Source organism: Streptococcus sp. CL6.22 (assembly GCF_049738055.1).
Taxonomy (GTDB): domain Bacteria; phylum Bacillota; class Bacilli; order Lactobacillales; family Streptococcaceae; genus Streptococcus; species Streptococcus mitis_DJ.
In genome coordinates, this window is sequence record NZ_JBKOTV010000008.1 from 65,381 (window position 1) to 89,617 (window position 24,237).

At 41.9% G+C, this 24,237-nt stretch carries 21 protein-coding genes and 1 pseudogene; 20 read left to right on the plus strand and 2 right to left on the minus strand.

All coding sequences use genetic code 11. The features are described from left to right. Positions 1 to 17 precede the first annotated feature (17 nt). The 10 genes and pseudogenes from budA (at position 18) to alaS (ending at position 10,271) form a co-directional block, all read left to right on the plus strand. Positions 18 to 749 carry an acetolactate decarboxylase gene (gene budA, locus ACLNCW_RS05360; RefSeq protein WP_000360315.1) on the plus strand — a complete coding sequence of 244 codons (732 nt, stop codon included), beginning with the start codon at positions 18 to 20 and terminating at the stop codon, positions 747 to 749. Positions 750 to 758: 9 nt separating this feature from the next. Further along, entirely contained in the window at positions 759 to 1,511 is a 753-nt protein-coding gene (locus tag ACLNCW_RS05365) for a YhfC family intramembrane metalloprotease (protein WP_000152234.1), read from the plus strand. Between the two features lie 113 nt (positions 1,512 to 1,624). Then, on the plus strand, positions 1,625 to 2,530 hold the full coding sequence (gene murB / locus ACLNCW_RS05370) for a UDP-N-acetylmuramate dehydrogenase (protein WP_000111599.1): 906 nt from the start codon (positions 1,625 to 1,627) through the stop codon (positions 2,528 to 2,530). Positions 2,531 to 2,689: 159 nt separating this feature from the next. Further along, the gene (locus tag ACLNCW_RS05375) at positions 2,690 to 3,847 is read left to right on the plus strand and encodes an ABC transporter ATP-binding protein (RefSeq protein WP_000742895.1); all 1,158 of its coding nucleotides are present in this window, start codon (positions 2,690 to 2,692) and stop codon (positions 3,845 to 3,847) included. Beyond that, entirely contained in the window at positions 3,828 to 4,634 is an 807-nt protein-coding gene (locus ACLNCW_RS05380; protein WP_000753806.1) for an ABC transporter permease, read from the plus strand. Before ACLNCW_RS05375 ends, ACLNCW_RS05380 begins: the two co-directional genes overlap by 20 nt. Continuing rightward, the gene (locus ACLNCW_RS05385; protein ID WP_000712740.1) at positions 4,631 to 5,404 is read left to right on the plus strand and encodes an ABC transporter permease; all 774 of its coding nucleotides are present in this window, start codon (positions 4,631 to 4,633) and stop codon (positions 5,402 to 5,404) included. Before ACLNCW_RS05380 ends, ACLNCW_RS05385 begins: the two co-directional genes overlap by 4 nt. Continuing rightward, complete coding sequence (locus ACLNCW_RS05390) at positions 5,401 to 6,471, plus strand: ABC transporter substrate-binding protein (protein WP_414303515.1); 1,071 nt, start codon at positions 5,401 to 5,403, stop codon at positions 6,469 to 6,471. Before ACLNCW_RS05385 ends, ACLNCW_RS05390 begins: the two co-directional genes overlap by 4 nt. A gap of 150 nt (positions 6,472 to 6,621) precedes the next feature. After that, positions 6,622 to 6,873 carry a hypothetical protein gene (locus tag ACLNCW_RS05395; protein WP_033684910.1) on the plus strand — a complete coding sequence of 84 codons (252 nt, stop codon included), beginning with the start codon at positions 6,622 to 6,624 and terminating at the stop codon, positions 6,871 to 6,873. Positions 6,874 to 7,147: 274 nt separating this feature from the next. Beyond that, a pseudogene (locus ACLNCW_RS05400) lies at positions 7,148 to 7,632 on the plus strand (LURP-one-related/scramblase family protein). A 20-nt stretch (positions 7,633 to 7,652) separates the two neighbouring features. Continuing rightward, positions 7,653 to 10,271, plus strand: coding sequence for an alanine--tRNA ligase (alaS, locus tag ACLNCW_RS05405; RefSeq protein WP_424845466.1), 2,619 nt, complete (start codon positions 7,653 to 7,655; stop codon positions 10,269 to 10,271). A gap of 89 nt (positions 10,272 to 10,360) precedes the next feature. On the opposite strand, the gene ACLNCW_RS05410 is transcribed toward alaS, so the two are convergent. Beyond that, positions 10,361 to 11,815: an alpha-amylase gene (locus ACLNCW_RS05410; RefSeq protein WP_049499670.1), complete on the minus strand. Its 1,455-nt coding sequence runs from the start codon at positions 11,813 to 11,815 to the stop codon at positions 10,361 to 10,363. Positions 11,816 to 11,992: 177 nt separating this feature from the next. On the opposite strand from ACLNCW_RS05410, the gene ACLNCW_RS05415 reads away from it, so the two are divergent. Next, a complete protein-coding gene (locus ACLNCW_RS05415; RefSeq protein ID WP_424845467.1) occupies positions 11,993 to 12,742 on the plus strand; it encodes an ABC transporter ATP-binding protein in 750 nt (249 codons plus the stop codon). Further along, positions 12,723 to 14,360 (plus strand): hypothetical protein, encoded by a 1,638-nt coding sequence (locus ACLNCW_RS05420; protein ID WP_424845468.1) that lies wholly within the window; start codon positions 12,723 to 12,725, stop codon positions 14,358 to 14,360. Before ACLNCW_RS05415 ends, ACLNCW_RS05420 begins: the two co-directional genes overlap by 20 nt. 544 nt (positions 14,361 to 14,904) lie before the next feature. Here ACLNCW_RS05420 and ACLNCW_RS05425 read toward each other — a convergent pair. Further along, positions 14,905 to 17,022: an LTA synthase family protein gene (locus ACLNCW_RS05425; RefSeq protein ID WP_424845485.1), complete on the minus strand. Its 2,118-nt coding sequence runs from the start codon at positions 17,020 to 17,022 to the stop codon at positions 14,905 to 14,907. Positions 17,023 to 17,171: 149 nt separating this feature from the next. Between ACLNCW_RS05425 and ACLNCW_RS05430 the strand changes: the two genes are divergently transcribed. From ACLNCW_RS05430 to ACLNCW_RS05465, 8 genes are read left to right on the plus strand one after another with little or no spacing between them, the layout of a single operon-like run. Further along, a complete protein-coding gene (locus tag ACLNCW_RS05430) occupies positions 17,172 to 18,335 on the plus strand; it encodes a class I SAM-dependent rRNA methyltransferase (protein ID WP_424845469.1) in 1,164 nt (387 codons plus the stop codon). Then, complete coding sequence (aroD, locus tag ACLNCW_RS05435) at positions 18,332 to 19,009, plus strand: type I 3-dehydroquinate dehydratase (protein ID WP_424845470.1); 678 nt, start codon at positions 18,332 to 18,334, stop codon at positions 19,007 to 19,009. Before ACLNCW_RS05430 ends, aroD begins: the two co-directional genes overlap by 4 nt. Continuing rightward, positions 18,999 to 19,853 carry a shikimate dehydrogenase gene (locus ACLNCW_RS05440; RefSeq protein ID WP_247952837.1) on the plus strand — a complete coding sequence of 285 codons (855 nt, stop codon included), beginning with the start codon at positions 18,999 to 19,001 and terminating at the stop codon, positions 19,851 to 19,853. Before aroD ends, ACLNCW_RS05440 begins: the two co-directional genes overlap by 11 nt. Before the next feature lie 18 nt (positions 19,854 to 19,871). Beyond that, positions 19,872 to 20,939, plus strand: a complete 1,068-nt coding sequence (gene aroB / locus ACLNCW_RS05445) for a 3-dehydroquinate synthase (RefSeq protein ID WP_033686755.1) — start codon at positions 19,872 to 19,874, stop codon at positions 20,937 to 20,939. 9 nt (positions 20,940 to 20,948) lie between these two features. Next, positions 20,949 to 22,115 carry a chorismate synthase gene (gene aroC / locus ACLNCW_RS05450; RefSeq protein ID WP_049502175.1) on the plus strand — a complete coding sequence of 389 codons (1,167 nt, stop codon included), beginning with the start codon at positions 20,949 to 20,951 and terminating at the stop codon, positions 22,113 to 22,115. A 9-nt stretch (positions 22,116 to 22,124) separates the two neighbouring features. Continuing rightward, on the plus strand, positions 22,125 to 23,228 hold the full coding sequence (locus ACLNCW_RS05455; protein WP_078238279.1) for a prephenate dehydrogenase: 1,104 nt from the start codon (positions 22,125 to 22,127) through the stop codon (positions 23,226 to 23,228). Between the two features lie 10 nt (positions 23,229 to 23,238). Then, positions 23,239 to 23,820 carry a hypothetical protein gene (locus ACLNCW_RS05460; protein WP_078238280.1) on the plus strand — a complete coding sequence of 194 codons (582 nt, stop codon included), beginning with the start codon at positions 23,239 to 23,241 and terminating at the stop codon, positions 23,818 to 23,820. Positions 23,821 to 23,873: 53 nt separating this feature from the next. Then, on the plus strand, positions 23,874 to 24,212 hold the full coding sequence (locus ACLNCW_RS05465) for a YlbF/YmcA family competence regulator (protein ID WP_000065978.1): 339 nt from the start codon (positions 23,874 to 23,876) through the stop codon (positions 24,210 to 24,212). Positions 24,213 to 24,237 lie beyond the last annotated feature (25 nt).

The window sequence follows — 24,237 nt, forward strand, 5'->3', positions numbered from 1 at the left end:
AACAGACAAGAAAGTGAATGGATAAGAACGTGCAGGAACCAGTGAAATTATTTCAATACAATACCCTTGGAGCCTTGATGGCTGGCCTTTATGGTGGTACCATGACAGTAGGAGAATTGCTAGAGCATGGTGACCTTGGTTTGGGAACCTTGGATTCCATTGATGGGGAATTGATTGTCTTGGATGGCAAGGCTTATCAGGCCAAAGGATCAGGAGAGCAACCAGAAATTGTAGAAGTATCACCAGATGCTCTCATTCCTTATGCAGCAGTAGTACCGCATCAAGCAGAGGTCATTTTCCGCCAGCGGTTTGAGATGACAGACAAGGAATTGGAAGAGCGAATCGAGTCTTATTATGACGGGGAAAATCTTTTCCGCTCTATCAAGATTCGTGGGGAATTTTCACATATGCATGTGCGTATGATTCCCAAGTCGACACCAGAGACCAAGTTTGCTGATGTCGCAACCCATCAACCTGAATATCGTCGTGACAATGTGGTGGGAACCATCGTTGGTTTCTGGACGCCAGAGATTTTCCATGGAGTTAGTGTGGCAGGCTACCATCTGCACTTCATCTCAGATGACTTGACCTTCGGTGGGCATGTCATGGACTTTGTCATCAAGGAAGGGATTATCGAGGTGGGAGCGGTTGACCAGTTGGACCAACGTTTTCCAGTCCAAGATCGTCAATACTTGTTTGCTAAGTTCAATGTTGACGAGATGAAAAAAGATATTGAAAAGGCGGAATAGGAGAAGAAAATGACCATTCATATCATTATTACCATGTTGCTGTTGCTGGCTTTCTTGATAGGAAGCATTTGGTATGCCAAAAAGAAACACCAGATTAATCTAGCTGTCTTGGGCTTGGGGGCTGTTGCCTTCTTTGTCTCTTCACAGATTTTGGAAAAACTGGTGCATATCTTGGTTTTACATCCTCAAAAAGACGGTAGTATTGCCCTCTTACAAGACCATCCGCTTGTCTATATCATCTATGGCCTAGCCATGGCAGCATTTTTTGAGGAAACTGCTCGTCTTATTTTCTTCAAATGGTTGGAGAAAAAGAGAAGTTTGGAAAAGGCAGATGCCTTGGCTTATGGATTGGGGCATGGTGGCTTGGAGTTGATTTTCCTAGGTCTTACTAGTTTGATTAATCTCTACATCGTTCTCTCAGCAGTTCAAACTCAGAATCCACAGGTCATGCAATTGCTGTCTGAAAATATGTTAAAAACCATTCAGTCACTTTCTGTCTGGCAGATTTATTTGCTTGGTTTTGAGCGAATTTTGGCTCTAGGTTTCCAATTGCTTTTGACTGTTTGGGTTTACCAAGCTGTTCGCCAGAAGAAATGGATTTATCTCCTAGCAGCCTATGGCCTACATGCCTTCTTTGACCTGGCACCATCTCTAGCCCAAGTTGGCTGGCTTACAAGTCCAGTCTTAGTTGAAGTCATTCTACTAGTTGAACTGATCCTAGTTGCCTATGGAACCAAGGCTATCTTTTGCAAAAAATCATAAGAAAAAGGGGGAAACCTCTTTTTTTGTTTAAAATAAGCCCAAGATTTTTTTAGGGTCGTCAAATGGTCTTAAAAATGGTATAATGGAATGAATTTTGTAAAAGGAAGAGTGTCATGTCAGTAAAAGAAAACATGCTTGAAATCTTAGAAGGGATTGATATCCGTTTCAAAGAACCCTTGCATAGCTATAGTTATACAAAAGTAGGTGGAGAGGCCGATTATTTGGTCTTTCCACGAAATCGTTTTGAGTTGGCGCGCGTTGTCAAATTTGCCAATCAAGAAAATATCCCTTGGATGGTGCTGGGAAATGCTAGCAACATCATTGTTCGTGATGGTGGGATTCGTGGATTTGTTATCTTGTGTGACAAGCTCAATCATGTTTCCGTTGATGGCTATACCATCGAAGCTGAGGCTGGTGCTAACTTGATTGAAACAACTCGCATTGCCCTCCGTCATAGTTTGACTGGTTTTGAGTTTGCTTGTGGTATTCCTGGAAGTGTCGGTGGTGCTGTCTTTATGAATGCGGGTGCCTATGGTGGCGAGATTGCCCACATCTTACAGTCTTGTAAAATTTTGACCAAGGATGGAGAAATCGAGACCCTATCTGTCAAGGACTTGGCTTTTGGTTACCGCCATTCAGCCATTCAGGAGTCTGGTGCAGTTGTCTTATCAGCTAAATTTGCCCTAGCCCCAGGAAGCCATCCGGTTATCAAGCAAGAAATGGATCGCTTGACGCATCTACGTGAACTCAAGCAACCTTTAGAATATCCATCTTGTGGTTCGGTCTTTAAGCGTCCAGTAGGGCATTTTGCAGGTCAGTTAATTTCTGAAGCTGGCTTGAAAGGCTATCGTATTGGTGGAGTAGAAGTCTCAGAAAAACACGCAGGTTTTATGATCAATGTCGCTGATGGAACGGCTAAAGACTACGAGGACTTGATTGAGTCTGTTATCGAAAAAGTCAAGGAACACTCTGGCGTTACTCTTGAGAGAGAAGTTCGTATCTTGGGTGAAAGCAAGTAGGAAGCTGTAGTTGAAAAGCTGCTGCTATGTCATGGAAAGGGGGTGAAAGCCTATCGTCAGTGCAGAAGAATGTAGGCAGTTCAATCTCCTACGCGAGGTAGTAGCGGCCTGACAGAGCCCTGATCTGTTAATCTATGAAAAAGAAGGAATAAATGACAATTGAAAAAACCAATTATTGAATTCAAAAACGTCTCTAAAGTTTTTGAAGACAGCAACACCAAGGTTCTCAAAGATATCAACTTTGAGTTGGAAGAAGGGAAGTTCTATACTCTTCTAGGCGCGTCTGGTTCAGGGAAATCAACTATCCTTAACATCATTGCAGGTTTACTGGATGCTACGACTGGAGATATTTTGCTGGACGGTGTTCGTATCAACGACATCCCAACCAACAAGCGAGACGTCCATACGGTCTTCCAATCCTATGCCTTGTTTCCACATATGAATGTGTTTGAAAATGTTGCCTTTCCACTCCGCTTGCGTAAAATTGACAAGAAAGAAATCGAGAAACGCGTAGCGGAAGTTCTCAAGATGGTTCAGTTGGAAGGTTATGAAAAACGTTCCATCCGTAAACTCTCTGGAGGACAACGTCAGCGTGTGGCTATTGCACGTGCCATCATCAACCAACCTCGTGTGGTTTTGTTGGACGAGCCTTTGTCAGCGTTGGACTTGAAATTAAGAACAGACATGCAGTACGAACTGCGTGAACTGCAACAACGATTGGGAATCACCTTTGTTTTTGTTACTCACGATCAGGAAGAAGCTTTGGCTATGAGTGACTGGATTTTTGTTATGAACGATGGTGAGATTGTCCAGTCAGGAACACCTGTGGACATCTACGACGAGCCAATTAACCACTTTGTTGCCACCTTTATCGGTGAGTCAAATATCTTGCCAGGAACCATGATTGAGGACTACTTGGTTGAGTTTAACGGCAAACGCTTTGAAGCGGTCGATGGTGGGATGAAGCCAAATGAACCTGTTGAGGTTGTTATTCGTCCAGAGGACTTGCGGATTACCCTTCCTGAAGAAGGCAAGCTCCAAGTTAAGGTCGATACCCAGCTTTTCCGTGGGGTTCACTATGAAATTATCGCCTATGACGAACTTGGAAATGAATGGATGATCCACTCGACTCGTAAGGCCATTGTTGGTGAGGAAATCGGTCTGGACTTTGAACCAGAAGACATCCACATCATGCGTCTCAATGAAACCGAAGAAGAGTTCGATGCTCGTATTGAGGAGTACGTAGAAATCGAAGAGCAAGAAGCAGGTCTGATCAATGCAATCGAGGAGGAAAGAGATGAAGAAAACAAGCTCTAAACTCTTTGTAGTGCCCTACATGCTTTGGATTGTACTCTTTGTCCTCGCACCCTTGGTCTTGATTTTCGGACAATCCTTTTTCAACATTGAAGGTCAGTTTAGTTTAGAAAATTATAAATCTTACTTTGCGTCACAAAACTTGACCTATCTTAAAATGAGTTTCAACTCAGTGCTTTATGCAGGGATTGTGACCTTTGTGACCCTGCTTATCAGTTATCCGACAGCCCTCTTTTTGACCCGTCTCAAACACCGTCAACTATGGCTTATGCTGATTATCCTGCCTACCTGGATCAATTTGCTCCTTAAAGCCTATGCCTTTATCGGAATTTTTGGTCAAAATGGCTCTATTAACCAATTTTTGGAATTTATCGGAATCGGTTCGCAACAGTTGCTCTTTACTGATTTCTCCTTTATTTTTGTCGCAAGCTACATCGAGCTCCCCTTTATGATTTTGCCCATTTTCAATGTCTTGGACGATATGGACAACAATCTCATCAATGCCAGCTATGACCTAGGTGCGACCAAGTGGGAAACCTTCCGCCATGTCATCTTCCCTTTATCGATGAATGGTGTGCGAAGTGGAGTTCAGTCTGTCTTTATCCCCAGCTTGAGCCTCTTCATGCTGACCCGTTTGATTGGTGGGAACCGTGTTATTACGCTGGGAACGGCTATTGAACAGAATTTCCTAACCAATGACAACTACGGTATGGGTTCAACCATCGGTGTAATTCTCATCTTGACCATGTTCATCACTATGTGGGTGACCAAGGAAAGGAGAGAACGATGAAAAAATTTGCCAACCTTTATCTGGGACTGGTCTTTCTTGTCCTCTACCTGCCAATCTTTTATCTGATTGGCTATGCCTTTAACGCAGGCAATGACATGAATAGCTTTACAGGCTTTAGCTTGAGCCATTTTAAAACTATGTTTGGCGATGGTCGCCTTATGTTGATTGTGACTCAGACCTTTTTCTTGGCCTTCCTGTCAGCCTTGATTGCGACCATTATCGGGACTTTTGGTGCCATTTACATCTACCAGTCTCGTAAGAAATACCAAGAAGCCTTTCTTTCACTCAATAATATCCTCATGGTTGCGCCTGATGTTATGATTGGTGCCAGCTTCTTGATTCTTTTTACTCAACTCAAGTTTTCACTTGGCTTTTTGACCGTTCTATCTAGTCACGTGGCCTTCTCGATTCCTATCGTGGTCTTGATGGTCCTGCCTCGTCTCAAGGAAATGAACGGTGACATGATTCATGCGGCCTATGACCTTGGTGCCAGTCAATTTCAGATGTTCAAGGAAATCATGCTTCCTTACCTGACACCGTCTATCATTGCAGGTTATTTCATGGCCTTCACCTATTCGCTAGATGACTTTGCCGTGACATTCTTTGTGACGGGAAATGGCTTTTCAACCCTGTCAGTCGAGATTTACTCTCGTGCTCGGAAGGGGATTTCGCTAGAAATCAATGCCCTGTCTGCCCTTGTCTTTCTCTTTAGTATTATCCTAGTTGTTGGTTATTACTTTATCTCACGTGAGAAGGAGGAGCAAGCATGAAAAAACTCTATTCATTTTTAGCGGGAATTGCAGCCATTATCCTTGTCTTATGGGGAATTGCGACTCATCTCGATAGTAAAATCAATAGTCGAGATAGTCAAAAACTGGTCATTTACAACTGGGGTGATTATATCGATCCTGAACTCTTGGAGCAATTCACAGAAGAAACAGGAATCCAAGTCCAGTACGAGACCTTTGATTCCAACGAAGCCATGTATACCAAGATCAAGCAGGGTGGAACGACCTACGATATTGCCATTCCTAGTGAATACATGATTAACAAGATGAAGGATGAAGACCTCTTGGTCCCGCTTGACTATTCAAAACTTGAAGGTCTTGAAAATATCGGACCAGAGTTCCTCAACCAGTCCTTTGACCCAGGCAATAAATTCTCCATCCCTTACTTCTGGGGAACATTAGGAATTGTCTACAATGAAACCATGGTAGATGAGGCGCCTGAGCATTGGGATGACCTCTGGAAGCCAGAGTATAAGAACTCTATCATGCTTTTTGATGGGGCGCGTGAGGTGCTGGGACTGGGACTCAATTCCCTCGGCTACAGCCTCAACTCCAAGAATAGCCAGCAGTTGGAAGAGACAGTGGACAAGCTCTACAAGTTGACTCCAAATATCAAGGCTATTGTGGCGGACGAGATGAAGGGTTACATGATTCAGAATAATGCTGCAATCGGTGTGACCTTCTCTGGTGAAGCTAGCCAAATGTTAGAAAAAAATGAAAATCTCCGCTATGTGGTTCCGACTGAGGCCAGCAACCTTTGGTTTGACAATATGGTCATTCCCAAAACAGTCAAAAACCAAGATGCAGCCTATGCCTTTATCAATTTTATGTTGAAACCTGAAAAGGCTCTCAAAAATGCAGAGTATGTCGGTTATTCAACACCAAACCTACCAGCTAAGGAATTGCTCCCAGAGGAGAAAAAAGAAGATAAAGCCTTCTATCCAGATGCTGAAACCATGAAACACCTAGAAGTTTATGAAAAATTTGACCATAAATGGACAGGAAAATATAGCGACCTTTTCCTACAGTTTAAAATGTATCGGAAGTAGGAGTTAGCAGTCACGAAACGAATCAGTCAAGCTGGTTCGTTTTTTAATATAAGTCAGTTTTTACAGCCATATCTTTTTCTATTATATTCTATTCTATTTGCTTGCCCAGTAGTATACTAAGTTTAACCTTACAGAAAGCGGTAACAAACAATGGAAATGTCTACTTTTTTCAAAAAAAGTTTCTGGCCAACCTTTTTGACTGTTCAGCAAACATATATACTATTTTATCTAAAGGATGGTTTGGATCGACAATACCTAACAACTGATTCCATACATTTGGTGATAGGGTTCTTTATATTTGCAAATATTTTCGTAGCTATCTTTAACAATTCAAAACTTTGGGATAAAAGTTGGGATAAAAAGAGTGATAGCAGTAAGAAAAAATATATTCTGAAAAAGTAATCGGAGATGTAGAGAATTGCTCTGATTCAACGGAGACGATTTCCAGTTGACGCAAGCTTAGAAAAACGTTATAATAAGAAAGTTGAGAATTGATTTTCAGTTGTCTTAGTCCAGAGAAATGGCGGTGCTGCGAGCCATCTAAGCTAGGAAGTCATGCTACTCAATTTAACAATTGCATAAGAATAAGAGAATGACAAGTTCATTGAATGAAGGTGGTACCGCGGTTTTTCGCCCTTCGTGATATGAGCTTGTCTTTTGATTTTTGGAGGTGTTGATGAAAACATTTCTTGTCAAACAAAAGTTTCGTCTTGGAGGCGAACGCTTCGCTATCAAGGATGACAGGGGAGAAATCGCCTATCAGGTGGAGGATCATTTTTTAAGATTCCCAAAACTTTTACCATCTATGATGCGGCTGGTGAACAGGTCAGTCAGATTAGTAAAGAAATCTTGACCTTGCTCCCTCGTTTTGAGATTCAGCTTCAGGATGGCTCGAGTTTTGTCATTCGTAAGAAGTTGACCTTCTGGCGAGATAAGTATGAGTTTGATAATCTAGGTCTTCGTATCGAGGGCAATATCTGGGATTTGGATTTCAAATTGCTGGATGATCGCGATCAGCTGATTGCGGAAATTAAGAAGGAACTCTTCCATCTGACCTCTACCTATACCGTAACGGTTCTTGAGGACGCTTATGCAGACCTAGTCATTTCCCTCTGCGTCGCGATTGACTATGTGGAGATGCTGGAAAGCCAATCACATTAAACAAGTAATAAGGAGACAATATGAAACAACTATCTAGTGCACAAGTACGCCAAATGTGGCTTGATTTCTGGGCGACCAAAGGTCACTCTGTAGAACCATCAGTGAGCTTGGTTCCTGTAAATGATCCAACACTTTTGTGGATCAACTCTGGGGTAGCAACTCTTAAGAAATACTTTGACGGGACCATCATCCCTGAAAATCCACGTATTACCAATGCTCAAAAGGCTATCCGTACCAACGACATCGAAAACGTAGGAAAGACTGCACGTCACCATACCATGTTTGAAATGTTGGGGAACTTCTCTATCGGGGATTACTTCCGTGACGAAGCTATCACTTGGGCTTATGAGCTTTTGACAAGCCCAGAATGGTTTGACTTCCCAGCTGAGAAACTTTACATGACCTACTATCCAGACGATAAAGATTCATACAACCGTTGGATTGAAGTGGGAGTGGACCCAAGTCACTTGATTCCAATCGAGGACAACTTCTGGGAAATTGGTGCGGGACCTTCTGGCCCAGATACAGAAATCTTCTTTGACCGTGGTGAAGCCTTTGACCCAGAAAATATCGGTCTTCGTCTCCTTGCAGAAGATATCGAAAACGACCGTTACATCGAAATCTGGAACATCGTATTGTCACAATTTAACGCAGACCCTGCTGTTCCTCGTAGCGAATACAAGGAATTGCCACACAAGAACATTGATACGGGCGCTGGTTTGGAGCGTTTGGTGGCCGTTATCCAAGGGGCTAAGACCAACTTCGAAACAGACCTCTTCATGCCAATCATTCGTGAAGTGGAGAAATTGTCTGGTAAGGTCTATGACCAAGATGGCGACAACATGAGCTTTAAAGTTATCGCTGACCACATCCGTTCACTTTCATTTGCCATCGGTGATGGTGCCCTTCCAGGGAATGAAGGTCGTGGTTATGTCCTTCGTCGTCTTCTCCGTCGTGCTTCTATGCATGGTCAAAAATTGGGAATCAACGAGCCTTTCCTTTACAAACTCGTTCCAACCGTTGGTAAGATCATGGAAAGCTACTACCCAGAAGTGCTTGAAAAACGTGACTTTATCGAAAAAATCGTTAAAAGCGAAGAAGAATCATTTGCCCGTACTCTTCACTCAGGTCAACACTTTGCCCAAGGCATTGTAGCTGATTTGAAAGAAAAAGGTCAATCTGTCATTGCTGGTTCAGATGTATTTAAACTTTACGACACTTATGGATTCCCAGTTGAATTGACTGAAGAAATCGCTGAAGAAGCTGGTATGACTGTGGACCGTGAAGGATTTGAAGCAGCTATGAAAGAACAGCAAGAACGTGCGCGTGCGTCAGCTGTCAAGGGTGGTTCAATGGGTATGCAAAATGAAACTCTTCAAAACATCACAGTGGAAAGTGTCTTCAACTACAATGCTAGCCAATTGTCTTCTAAATTGGTGGCTATTGTGGCTGACAATGCAGAAGTAGAAGCTGTGTCAGAAGGAACTGCCTCACTTATCTTTGCGGAAACGCCATTCTACGCTGAAATGGGTGGACAGGTAGCTGACCACGGACAAATCTTGGATGAGTCAGGTAAGGTTGTGGCTACTGTGACAAATGTGCAAAAAGCACCAAACGGACAAGCTCTTCACACGGTTGAAGTTCTTGCACCGCTTGCTTTGAACCAAGAATATACCTTGGCAATTGATACAAATCGTCGTCACCGTGTTATGAAAAACCACACTGCGACTCACTTGCTTCACGCTGCCCTTCATAATATCCTTGGAAACCATGCAACACAAGCAGGATCTCTTAACGAAGTTGAATTCCTTCGCTTTGACTTTACCCATTTCCAAGCTGTGACTGCTGAAGAATTGCGTGCGATTGAGCAGCAAGTCAATGAGAAAATCTGGGAAGCCATTGCTGTAGAAACTGTTGAAACGGATATTGACACTGCCAAAGAAATGGGTGCTATGGCCCTCTTTGGTGAGAAATACGGCAAGGAAGTCCGTGTTGTCACTATCGGTGACTACTCTATCGAGCTTTGTGGTGGTACCCACGTTGGCAACACTTCTGAGATTGGTCTCTTCAAGATTGTCAAAGAAGAAGGGATCGGATCAGGAACTCGCCGTATCTTGGCAGTGACTGGTAAGGAAGCCTTTGAAGCCTACCGTGAACAAGAAGACGCTCTTAAAGCTGTCGCAGCAACCTTGAAAGCACCTCAAGTCAAGGAAGTGCCTCACAAGGTAGAAGGACTCCAAGAACAACTTCGTCAACTTCAAAAGGAAAATGCTGAGTTGAAAGAAAAAGCCGCAGCTGCAGCCGCAGGCGACATCTTCAAGGATGTGAAGGAAGTCAATGGTCACCGTTACATTGCTAGCCAAGTATCTGTATCTGACGCTGGTGCCCTTCGTACTTTTGCGGATAACTGGAAACAAAAAGACTACTCTGATCTTCTTGTCCTTGTTGCAGCAATTGGGGACAAAGTTAATGTCCTTGTAGCAAGCAAGACAAAAGACCTTCATGCAGGAAACCTTGTCAAAGAATTAGCACCAATCGTCGATGGACGTGGTGGTGGTAAACCAGACATGGCCATGGCAGGAGGAAGCAACCAAGCTAAGATCCAAGAATTGTTGGATTCAGTAGCAGGTAAATTGTAAGATAATAAAGATCTATCCACTTGGGTAGGTCTTTTTGTGAATACAAAAAAACCAAATCCGCTTGGATCTGGCTTGATGATTATAAGCTATTAGATAGTATTGGCTGCCCAGACACTTACCGAAGCAGCTGAGACAGGGAATTGTCCATAACCTTCCTCATCGATGATAACTTGAGCTTGGTGGTTTTCAAGTAGATCTACAAAGGTTTGGTTAGCCCATTCTTGGCCGATAAACATTGATTTGCTGTTTTCTTGGTCATTTGAGATGAGAACTGCGATTGGGGATTGATTTTCAGCACCTGAACGTACCCAACCGATACAGTTAGGATCATCAAAGTAGTCATTTTGTTCTCCATAGGCCAAGTCTTTTCGGATGGCTAGGAGGCGGTCAAGGACTTCTTTGAAATCTTGTTGAGCATACTGCCCTGAAATCCCATAGTAGTCGCCGTAAAAGACACATGGAAGGCCATTTTGGCGTAACAGAATGAGGGCATAGGCTGCTGGTTTGAACCATTCTTCAACAGTCGATTCAAGGGCTTGTCCTCGTTGGGTATCATGGTTGTCGACAAAGGTCACAGCCTTATCAGGCTTGAGTTCAACCAAGCTATCTGTGAAAATACCACGAAGGTCATAGTTTGCGCCAGCTTGACTGGCTTCAAAGAGATTCTGGTGTAGACGAACATCGACAAGGTCAAAGCGTTCTTCCGTTTTTTCAAGATAGTCCAGATTGGCTTCCTTGTCAGGATTCCAGAATTCACCAAAAACATAGAAATCGTCACCGTATCTTTCCTTCATATCTCGGATGAAATTGCGCATGAAGAAAGAGTCAATGTGCTTAACGGCATCCAAGCGGAAACCAGCTACACCAGTTGTCTCCATGAACCATTCAGCCCAGTCATAGATATTTTGAATGACTTCAGGATGTTTAAAGTCTAGGTCGGCATACATGAGGTAGTCATAGTTTCCGTTTTCGTTATCGACCAATTCCTCATTTGCCCAGCCTTTATTGTCACCTTGGATCAGATAAATCCCAGACTTACGGCGTTTGGCATCATAGTCTGTACCTGTGAAGTGGTACCAGTGCCAGTGGAAGTCATTGTAGGTATCTTGGCGACCATCGAAGGTAAAGCTAGTCCAGCCATTGATGGTGAAGGGTTCTCCAAGTTCAACCGTACGGTCTACAGGGTCTACTTCGATAACCTGAAAGGCTTCCATGTGATCGGCTGCAGCCTTGTGGTTGAGTACCACATCGGCCATAGGCTGGATTCCCTGTGCTTTTAGGGCTTGAATAGCTTGAAGATAGTCTTCTTTGAAACCATACTTGGTACGGACTGTCCCTTTTTGGTTGAACTCTCCAAGGTCAAATAGGTCATAGACACCATAGCCGACATCTTTTTCATTGGTTGCCTTAAAAGCTGGTGGCATCCAGACATGACTAATACCGAGATTAGCAAGGTGTTGAGCATCTTCAGCCAGACGCGTCCAGTGCTGGCCGTCATGGGGCAGATACCATTCAAAGTATTGCATGAGTGTTTGATTTTGCATGATTTTTCCTCTTACTTGTCAATCTTGTTCTTTATTCTATCATAAAGTATCGGTTAGCTCAAACGTTTGCGTAAAATAGAAGACATGTATTTCAACTATTCAAGATAAAGTGTTGATTTTTAAAATGAAAGCGCTATAATGATAGTGAATTACATAGATAAAGAGAGGAGATTTCTCATGATTGAATTTCAAAATGTTAGTAAGTTGTATGGTGATAAAGAGGCCTTGAGCAATCTCAATTTGCAGATTGAAAATGGAGAGATTATGGGCTTGATTGGCCATAATGGAGCTGGAAAATCGACCACCATAAAATCCTTAGTCAGTATTATTTCACCCAGCAGTGGTTGTATTTTGGTAGACGGTCAGGAGTTATCTGAAAATCGCTTGGCTATTAAACGAAAGATTGGCTACGTAGCAGACTCGCCTGACTTATTTTTACGCTTAACGGCCAATGAATTTTGGGAATTGATTGCCTCATCCTATGAGCTAACTAGCTCTGACTTGGAGGCTAGTCTAGCTAGGCTATTGAACGTTTTTGATTTTGCTGAAAACCGCTATCAGGTTATTGAAACCCTTTCTCACGGAATGCGTCAGAAAGTCTTTGTTATCGGAGCACTCTTGTCTGATCCTGATATTTGGGTCTTGGATGAACCCTTGACAGGTTTGGATCCCCAGGCTGCCTTTGATTTGAAGCAAATGATGAAGGAACATGCGCAAAAAGGTAAGACTGTCTTGTTTTCAACCCATGTCCTAGAGGTAGCCGAGCAAGTCTGTGATCGAATTGCCATTTTAAAAAAGGGGCATTTGATCTATTGTGGTAGCGTAGAGGACTTGAGAAAAGACCACCCAGAACAGTCTTTGGAAAGTATCTACCTTAGTCTTGCTGGTAGAAAAGAGGAGGTTGCGGATGCGTCTCAAGGTCATTAAAAAATTAGTTGATATCAATATCCTCTATTCATCTCAAGAAGCTAATCTGGCTAATCTACGAAAGAAGCAGGCTAAGAATCCTGGGAAAAAAGTAAATGTTTCCGCTAGAGTCCTAAGTTCTTACATTTTTTCTAGTCTCTTGATGCTTTTCATGTTTATAAATATAGCCTTTCGTTTTCCTTTTGAGGAAATGCCTGTTTATTTTAGCTTCATGGTTGCTATTTTACTAGTGATTGCCTTTTCAACTTCTTTAACAGCTTTTTACAATGTCTTTTATGAGAGTAAGGACCTGGTCTCCTATAGGCCCTATGCCTTTAAAGAATCAGAGATTATAATCGCTAAAGGACTGTCTGTCCTCTTGCCAGCTCTGCCTGGAATTGTACCAATCCTAGCTTATTTTCTAGTCCTCTATATTAGGCTAGCACCTTCTCTTTGGCTAGGCTTGCCTTTGATGCTACTGTCCTTGACCTTATTATTTGTCTCTGTTACTTTAGCGATGGTAGTGGCAGTACATTTCTTGGCTCAGACTAGGGTCTTCAGAAAGTATCAGTCTATTTTTTCGAATGTGATGATTGGGATAGGGGTTCTCATACCTTTAATATTTGTCTTCTTTCTACAGTCGACTTCTGGAGTTATAGTTGACAGAGTTAGAGACATTCCACCTCTTCTTTATCCTATTCATCTCTTTTACAAAATAGCAGTGGAGCCTTTTTCGACAGAAGCCATCCTGGGTCTGCTCGCTTGGATAGGACTAACTCTCTTCTTACTTTACTTGAGCAAAAAGAAGGTTTTTCCTCGTTTTTATGATGTGATTCTGCTTAACAGTGAGGAGAAGGTCAAGAAAGAACGTCGCAATAAGGAGAGAATTTCAACTACTAATAAAAAGGGCTTTTTCCGTATGGTTTTACGCTACCACCTCACCCTCTTGGGACAGGGGACTGGCGTGATTACAGTGCTTTTTACAAGTGCTTTCCTTCCTTATCTCATGATGATTGGTCTGATTTCCAAAATCCGAGATTCTCAGATAGTTCCAGATATTCATCCTCCATACTGGTTACCCTTGTTTTTTATAGGATTGTTTATAGCGGTTGTTAATAACAATATCACCAGCCTACATTCAATTGCCTTGTCCTTGGAGAGGGAAAATGTTGATTTTCTGAAGAGTTTACCCTTTGACTTTGCTCGTTATGTGAAAGTGAAATTTTGGATTATTTTTGCTGTCCAGTCCTTTTTACCTATCTTGACTTTACTTGGTCTTTCTCTATATCTAGGCTTGCCCATTCTTTCGATGATTTACCTTATTGTGGCCTGGATCTTTGCAAGTGTCATCCTTTCTTGCCACCATTACCTTAAGGACGTGAAAAATCTGTCAACCAATTGGAGTAACATTACGGACCTGGTGAACCGTTCAAATCGTATAGTAGCAATAGTTTTGATTTTGGTTTATAGTGCAATCTTAATGGCCCTTGTAATAGGGAGCATATTCTTGGTTCGGTCTCTCTCCCCTATCCTTGCCATTAGCTTGGGAGTAGGAGTTCTTATCCTATTGCTTGGCCTTGCTATTTTTAGCTATTATTATTACCTGTCACGCATATTGACAGAAATAGAAAAAAGATGAGCTAGTTGGTTGCTATCTTGATAAATCTCATTTGACAAATCGCTTTCATAATTTATAACGTAATTATAAATTATTACGATTGGTAATCAAAAAATATAGGGAGGAATGTTTTGAATAAGAAATATCACATAGTTCTATTTTGGTTGTTTATAGTTTATTTATTTGGATATTTTTCAATTTCAAAAACGTTAATTCCTATAATGTGTGTGGTCCAAGTATTTTTGATAGAACATATATTTAAAGTTCGAAATAGGATTATGCAGATAGGTGAAATTATAATAATTGTTGCTTCTATAATATTATTTATCGATAGTATATTGAATTTGTAACAAAAGGCTTTTATATATTATATATAATTAAATTTTCCATATATCTGCTGAAGCTGATTTATCTTCTCATCTATCTTCGTCACTAAATTTGACAGACACATATTACTGATACAGACTATCAATCTATCTACAATCTCACAGTAAACCTGAGGCTAGTTTCCTCTTTGATTTTCATTGATAAAAAGAAATGCTCCTCCAAGGCGGAAGAGCATTTTTTATTGTGATTTTGATTCAGCTTCAGCCGACTCTGGGTGGAGTTCTTGGTAACTTGGTGCCTTGAAAAGGTTAGTACTGGTTTTGCCTTGTCGTTGGCTAAAGAGGCTCGTTGATTGACTACCTTTTTCCTGCTCAATCTTTTGCAGAATTGGTAAAGAATTGAGGTAAGAAATACTTTCTGTATCAACTTTTCCAAGATGATCTGCTTGGTAGAAACGTATCAAATCGCCAGTTTGAATCTGATCGCTGGTTTTCAGCTGTTGACTAGCTGCTTGACGAACAATTTCTAGTTCAGTCTGAGCTTGTTCATCAAGATTGCTGATTTCAAGACCGCTCTCAGTATAGTAGGTTCGTCCGTCATAGCTAGTATATTTTGGTGTGACGAAGGAATTGGCAGTTCGAAAGGCAATGATTTCTTGATGATCTGGAGACAGAAGGTCTTGACCAACTTGAAGGAAGGAATTGGACTCAATACCAAGGAGGTGTTCGAGAGTCGGTAAGATATCGATTTGTCCACCGTAGGTATTGATGATTTGTCCTTTTTCATAGCCAGGCATGACCACCATAAAAGGCACTCGTTGCAACATGGCATTGTCGTAATTCGACCAGTTCTCAGAAGTCTTGCCAATTAAAGGAGCCAGGTCAGGATTGCGGGAGTTAGAAATTCCATAATGGTCTCCGTAGATGACGATGATGGATTTTTCATAGAGGCCACTTTCTTTGAGATAGTCAAAGAAGGACTTGATGGCACTATCCAGATAGTTAGCTGTTTGGAAGTAGCCGTTGATTGTTTCATCTTTGGTTTTAGCCAGTGGGAAACCAAGCTCATCGCCTGTCAGATTGCTAGCATAGGGATAGTGATTGGATACCGTGATATACTTAGCATAAAAAGGCTGCTGCAAGTGCTCTAGATATTGGATAGAATCTTTCATCATGATTTTATCATTTAAACCATATTGGAAAGAATTGCTACTGTCTTGCTTGGTAAAATAGGAAGCATCAAAGAAGTATTGGTAGCCCCATTGTTTGTAGGTTGTATTTCGGTTCCAGAAGGTCCCAATATTACCATGAAAGACTGCACTCGATTGATAGCCATTTTTTGATAGGATAAAAGGAGCTGCCTGCTGGGTATTGGTACCACCGTAATTGACCATAAAGGAACCTTGGTCAAGTCCAAACAAACCGGTCTCTAGCATGGTTTCCGCATCTGAGGTTTTACCAGCCTTGACTTGGTTAAAGATATTAGAAAAGGCTAAGGTTGATTGAGAATGGTAGAGGGAATTAAGGAAGGGAGTGACTTCACGCTCAGTTCCATCTATGTTGAGTTTATAGTCAAGAAGAAATTGCTGGAAGCTCTCCAAGTGGAGATAAATCACATTTTTTCCTTTGGCCAAGCCAAAATAGTCTGGATTGGGCTTAGCAGAATGTTCTTGAATATAATCTGTAATAGGTTGAAGATCAGTCTCAGAGGCCTTGGCACGTTCCTTGTTTGCACTGTAGGATTGGTTGGCGCTATAACCTAAAAAGGCTGGCAAACTAAGGGCACGAACAATATAATAATTAGAAAATCCTCGCGACAGGAGATCGGGACGCTCAATTTCAGCCAAGAAAAGGTTAGCTGAAAAGAGCAGGGCCGAGAGAGCAGTGATGGCAACACTGGAGCGGAATTTGAAAGGTCTCCTATCTAGCTGGATGATCTTTTTATAGAGAAGATAAGTCAGCAATGGGAAATCCATAAAATAGATGAAATCCCAAAAGCGCAGTAACTCTAGTTCCGCAGTACCAACAGACACCTTGCTGACCACTTTCATGGTATTAGCCGTGATAAAGTCGCTAAATTCTCGATAGTAAAAGACATTGGAATAGAGCCAAATGAATAAAAGGCTATAAATAGCTATGCTAAGACTGTAAAAGGCCTTGGTTGAGCGAGCATAGAGGGCTAGAGCCAGCAGGAGGAGTCCCAAGGGAAGGGGATTGAAAAAGGCGATAAAGGCAAGGTAACTCCCTTGCAGCTTGCCCAATTGAATATCTAAATTAAAGTCAACGGCATAGGCTAATAAGGTTTTGAGCCAATAGAGGATTAAAAGGGTTAGGACAAAACCCAGTCTGGTACCCATGGCTTTTTGGATTTTGTTAAAATTGATTCTCACACAATTACTTCCTAAGTTTTTATTAGTATTAGTATACCATTTTTTAAAACTAGAGTAAAAAAGCAAGGGTAGTTTCTTTTTTGAGAATTGTCACAAAATTTGCTATAATAGGGACTATGAATAAAATAAGAGTCAGCAAAAGGGTTGAAAAAAAGCTTTCAAAGGGGCTTGTTTTACTAGAAGCCAGTGATCTTGAGAATGTCAATCTCAAGGATCAGGAAGTAGAAGTCCATAGTCAAGATGGAAACTTTCTTGGTACTGCCTACCTTTCTCAGCAAAACAAGGGCTTGGGCTGGTTTGTTAGCAAAGACAAGGTGACCTTCAATCAAGCTTTCTTTGAAACGCTGTTTAGACAAGCTAAAGAAAAGAGAAGTGCCTACTATCAAGATGATTTGACAACTGCCTTTCGTCTCTTCAACCAAGAGGGAGATGGTTTTGGCGGTCTGACAGTGGACCTTTATGGCGACTATGCTGTCTTTTCTTGGTATAACTCTTATGTATATCAGATTCGCAAGGTTATCTCAGAAGCCTTTAGACAGGTTTTTCCTGAGGTTTTAGGGACCTATGAGAAGATCCGTTTTAAGGGTCTAGACTATGAATCTGCCCATGTTTATGGTCAAGAAGCACCTGACTTTTTCACTGTTTTGGAAAATGGTGTCCTCTATCAAGTCTTTATGAATGATGGCTTGATGACAGGGATTTTCCTAGACCAGCATGAAGTTCGCGGTAGTTTAGTGGATGGATTGGCTATGGGTAAATCCTTGCTCAATATGTTTTCCTACACAGCAGCCTTTTCAGTGGCTGCGGCCATGGGAGGAGCAAGCCAGACTACTTCGGTTGACCTAGCTAAACGTTCACGAGAATTGTCTCAAGCGCATTTTCAGGCAAATGGAATCAGTACAGACGACCATCGTTTTATAGTCATGGATGTTTTTGAGTATTTCAAGTATGCCAAACGAAAAGACTTGACCTATGATGTGATTGTCCTAGATCCGCCTAGCTTTGCTCGGAACAAAAAACAAACGTTCTCTGTGGCCAAGGATTATCACAAGTTGATTTCCCAGAGTCTTGAGATTTTAAATCCGGGAGGGATTATCATTGCTAGTACCAATGCTGCCAATGTTTCCCGCCAGAAATTTACAGAACAAATTGATAAAGGCTTTGCAGGAAGAAGTTACCATATTTTAAACAAATACAGTCTTCCAGCAGATTTCGCCTATAATAAAAAAGATGAAAGTAGTAATTACCTCAAGGTGATTAGTATGAAGGTTAGTAAATGAAATTAATCGTTACAGTAATGCCAAGAAGTTTAGAGGAGGCCCAGGCTCTGGATGCCACGAGGTACCTGGATGCCGACATCATTGAATGGCGTGCCGACTATCTACCTAAAGAAGCGATTTTGCAGGTAGCTCCAGCGATTTTTGAAAAATTCGCAGGCCGTGAGTTGGTTTTCACATTGCGAACTCGCTCTGAAGGGGGAGAAATCGACCTTTCTCCAGAAGAATATATCCATCTAATCAAGGAAGTGGCGCAACTCTATCAACCAGATTATATTGATTTTGAGTACTACAGCTATAAGGATGTTTTTGAGGAAATGCTGGACTTCCCAAATCTCGTTTTGAGTTACCACAATTTCCAAGAAACACCTGAAAATATGATGGAAATCTTGTCAGAGTTGACGAGCTTAAATCCAAAACTTGTTAAGGTCGCGGTGATGGCTCACACGGAGCAGGATGTGCTAGACCTGATGAACTATACACGAGGATTTAAAACCCTTAATCCTGAACAGGAATATGTGACCATTTCTATGGGCAAGGTGGGTAAGGTCTCTCGTATCACTGCGGATGTGACAGGTTCTAGCTGGTCCTTTGCTAGTCTAGATGAGGCAAGTGCACCAGGTCAGATTTCCCTAGCTAATATGAAAAAAATTCGGGAGATTTTGGATGAAGCTTGATGGCTATACACGTTTAGCTGCCGTTGTTGCCAATCCTATTAAGCATTCTATTTCCCCATTTATTCACAATAGCGCCTTTGAGGCGACAGCTACCAATGGTGCTTACGTGGCTTGGGAGATTGAAGCGGGTGACTTGGCAGAAACAGTGGCCAATATTCGTCGCTACCAGATGTTTGGCATCAACCTGTCCATGCCCTATAAGGAGCAGGTGATTTCTTATTTGGATGAATTGAGCGATGAAGCGCGCTTGATTGGTGCGGTTAATACTGTTGTCAATGAGAATGGCAATTTAATTGGATATAATACAGATGGCAAGGGATTTTTTAAGAGCTTGCCTTCTTTTACAATTTCAGGTAAAAAGATGACCCTGCTTGGTGCAGGTGGTGCGGCTAAATCAATCTTGGCACAGGCTATTTTGGATGGTGTCAGTCAGATTTCAGTCTTTGTTCGTTCAGTTTCCATGGAAAAAACAAGACCATACCTAGACAAGTTACAGGAGCAGACAGGTTTTAAGGTGGACTTGTATGCTTTAGAAGATGTTCCTGAACTGCAAGCAAGGATTGCTGGGTCGGATTTACTGGTCAATGCAACAAGTGTAGGGATGGATGGTCAATCATCTCCAGTTCCTGAAAACATTGTCCTATCAGAAACTCTTTTAGTAGCAGATATCATTTACCAACCCTTTGAAACACCATTTTTGAAATGGGCCAGAAGTCAGGGGAATCCAGTTGTCAATGGTCTGGGAATGTTGCTCTATCAAGCTGCAGAAGCTTTTCAACTGTGGACAGGAAAGGAAATGCCGACAGAAGAGATTTGGCAGTCCTTAACAGAAAAATACCAATAAAGAAAGGGAGATTCTCCTATGAAAATCAGAATCGATATTCCTCATCATCCTTATGATATTCAGATTGAAAAAGGTTGTCTGGCTCAGGCTGGTCAATGGTTGCGAGAACTCTGGCAACCACAAAAGGTAGTCATTGTGACAGATAACCATGTAGCTTCTCTTTATGCAGAGAAGGTCAAGCTCAGCATAGAAGATGCTGGTTTTCAGGTAGCAGTTTTTGACTTTTTAGAAGGCGAAGAAAGAAAGAATTTAACTACTGTCCAGAAAGTCTATGAATTTTTAGTCAAGCAAGGTCTGACTCGTAGTGATGGAATCGTGGCTCTCGGAGGTGGTGTCGTTGGGGATCTGGCAGGCTTTGTAGCCTCTACCTATATGCGGGGCATTCACTTTGTTCAGATTCCGACTAGTTTGACTGCCCAGGTGGATTCTTCAATCGGTGGAAAGACGGGCGTCAATACTCCATTTGCTAAGAATATGGTGGGTACCTTTGCCCAACCAGACGGGGTTCTGATTGATCCACTTGTTCTTGAAACTCTCGGAAAAAGAGAGTTGATTGAAGGAATGGGTGAGGTTATCAAGTACGGCTTGATTGAGGATCCAGCACTTTGGGCTCTCTTGACGGAGCTAGATGGTTCTGTAGAGAGCATTCTGGAACATGCAGAGACTTTAATTGAACATTCTTGCCAGGTTAAGCGTAAGATGGTAGTTGAGGATGAGTTGGACAATGGTGTTCGCCTTTACCTCAATTTTGGCCATACTATTGGTCATGCTATTGAAGCAACGGCCGGTTATGGCAAGGTCATGCATGGAGAAGCTGTTGCCATGGGCATGGTGCAGATTTCCAAGGTAGCTGAGGAAAAAGGCCTTATGCCAGCTGGCATAACTCAGTCCATTACAGATATGTGTCAGAAATTTGGCTTGCCTGTTGATTATGAAAACTGGGATGTTGACAAGCTTTATCAGGCTTTGACTCATGACAAGAAAGCGCGTGGCAATACCTTGAAATTGGTCTTGGTACCAGAGCTCGGTTCAGCGACTATTCACCCAGTTTCTCTGGAAGAGATGAAAGACTACTTGGTAAAATAAGGAGAGTGTATGAGATATTTAACTGCAGGAGAATCACACGGCCCCCGTCTGACGGCTATCATTGAAGGAATTCCAGCTGGACTCCCTTTGACAGCAGAGGACATCAATGAGGATTTGAAACGTCGTCAGGGTGGATATGGCCGCGGTGGTCGTATGAAGATTGAGAGTGACCAGGTTGTCTTTACTTCGGGTGTTCGCCATGGGAAGACGACAGGGGCTCCTATTACCATGGATATCATCAATAAGGACCACCAAAAATGGCTGGACATCATGTCTGTGGAGGACATTGAAGACCGCCTTAAAAGCAAACGAAAAATCACCCATCCTCGTCCCGGTCACGCCGACTTGGTTGGGGGAATCAAGTACCGTTTTGACGATTTGAGAAATTCTTTGGAGCGTTCATCTGCCCGTGAAACCACCATGCGGGTGGCAGTTGGGGCAGTAGCCAAACGCCTCTTGGCTGAGCTGGATATAGAAATTGTCAACCATGTCGTAGTCTTTGGTGGCAAGGAAATCGATGTTCCTGAGAATCTCACGGTTGCTGAGATTAAGGAAAGAGCTGCCCAGTCAGAAGTTTCTATTGTCAACCAAGAAAGGGAACAGGAAATCAAGGATTATATTGACCAAATCAAGCGTGACGGTGATACCATCGGTGGGGTTGTGGAGACAGTCGTCGGAGGTGTTCCAGTTGGTCTTGGTTCCTATGTCCAATGGGACAGAAAATTGGATGCAAGATTGGCCCAAGCTGTTGTTTCTATCAATGCCTTTAAAGGGGTTGAATTTGGTCTTGGCTTTGAAGCTGGTTACCGCAAAGGTAGCCAAGTTATGGATGAAATTCTCTGGTCTAAAGAAGACGGCTATACTCGCCGTACCAATAATCTAGGTGGCTTTGAAGGTGGTATGACCAATGGGCAACCAATTGTTGTTCGTGGCGTCATGAAACCCATTCCTACTCTTTATAAACCTCTTATGAGTGTGGATATCGAAACCCACGAACCTTATAAGGCAACCGTGGAGAGAAGTGATCCGACCGCTCTTCCAGCAGCAGGTGTAGTCATGGAAGCCGTTGTTGCAACGGTTCTGGCACAAGAAATCCTTGAAAAATTCTCATCAGATAATCTAGAGGAATTAAAAGAAGCAGTAGCCAAACACCGAGACTATACAAAGAACTATTAAGGAGTTCCTATGGCAAAAACAGTCTATATCGCAGGTCTTGGTTTGATTGGAGCCTCCATGGCCCTAGGTATCAAACGCGATCATCCAGATTATGAAATTTTAGGTTATAATCGCAGTCAAGCTTCGAGAGATATCGCCTTGAAAGAAGGCATGATTGACCGTGCAACGGATGATTTTGCTAGTTTTGCTCCTCTTGCGGATATCATCATTCTCAGCTTGCCAATCAAACAAACCATTGCTTTCATTAAGGTATTGGCCAACTTGGACTTGAAAGAAGGAGTGATTATTTCTGATGCCGGTTCGACCAAGTCAGCTATTGTAGATGCGGCGGAACAGTATTTGGCTGGCAAGCCTATTCGCTTTGTCGGAGCTCATCCCATGGCTGGTAGTCACAAGACTGGGGCTGCTTCTGCAGATGTCAATCTCTTTGAAAATGCCTATTATATCTTTACACCTTCGAGCCTGACAAGTCCTGCCACACTTGAGGAAATGAAGGAACTGCTTTCAGGTCTTCATGCTCGTTTTATCGAAATTGATGCCAAGGAGCACGATCGAGTGACTTCTCAGATTAGCCATTTCCCTCATATTCTGGCTTCTAGTCTCATGGAGCAGACCGCGATCTATGCTCAAGAACATGAGATGGCAAGGCGCTTTGCGGCAGGTGGTTTTCGAGATATGACCCGAATTGCGGAAAGCGAGCCGGGTATGTGGACCTCCATTCTCTTGTCCAATCGTGAGACTATTCTAGACCGCATTGAGGATTTCAAGGAACGGTTGGATGAGGTTGGTCAAGCCATCAGCAAGGGAGATGAAGAGCAAATCTGGAACTTTTTCAACCAAGCGCGTGAGCAACGTCAGGCTATGGAAATCCATAAGCGTGGTGGCGTGGATAGCTCTTATGACCTCTATGTCGATGTTCCCGATGAAGAAGATGTCATCCTGAGGATTTTGGAATTGCTACGTGGAACTTCCTTGGTTAATATTCACATCAATGAGGAAAACCGTGAAGATATTCACGGGATTCTACAAATTTCATTTAAAAATGCTCAAGACTTGGAACGAGCCGAGCATCTCATAACAGAAAATACTGACTACACAGTCGTCATCAAATAAGGAGAAGAACATGTCAAAAATAAAACTTAAATCAATATTTGGTATTATCTTTATTTCTTTTATCCTACTTAGTGCTTGTGCTGATAAAAAAGACGTGAAAACTAATTCAGAAGCAAGTGTCGAGACAAAAAATGAACCATCCAAGAAAGAAACAAGTTCAGAGAAAACTAATTCAAAGTATGTAGACGATAGGATTATTAATGAGTTTATCAATAGCTATAATCAAAATTCTAATAGCCCATTAGAAAATATCAAAAAAGGAAACATAAAGATAAAATATTTCGCATCAAGCTACGGATACTACTTGGAACTTTTACATGCAAATGATACTGATAAAATCAATGTAACAATTAATCAGACAAATGAAAATAGTGAATCTGGTGTTGCGGGAATGAAAGAAGTATTTCATGACATTGTTAAATCGATTGAATCATCCTTATCTGATGATGAGATAAATAACTATTTTGATAATCTTATGTCAAATGAAATAAAAACAGGTTCTAATTTAGGAACTTTGAAGATAGAGTATATACCAGATAAGGAATTAAGCAATGGACATTCAAGAGGTCATATAAAAGTGATTGCACAATAATAAAGACCACAGAGTGATTAGTAATTTTAAAAGAAATAAATAAGGAGAAAATTATGTCAAATATTTACGATAGTGCAAATGAACTCAGTCGCGGTCTACGCGAATTACCAGAATACAAGGCTGTCAAAGCAGCTAAAGATGCTATTTCAGCAGATGCTGAGGCAAGCAAAATTTTTACAGAATACGTTGCTTTCCAAGAGGAAATTCAAAAACTAGCCCAGACAGGGCAAATGCCAGATGCTTCCTTCCAAGCTAAAATGGAAGGCTTTGGTAAGCAGATTCAGGGGAACAGCCTCTTGTCAGAATTCTTTACCAAGCAACAACAATTAGCCATTTACCTTTCTGACATTGAAAAAATTGTTTTCGAACCAGTTTCAGAATTGCTAAAATAAGAAAATAACAATCCTAAAGTCAGGA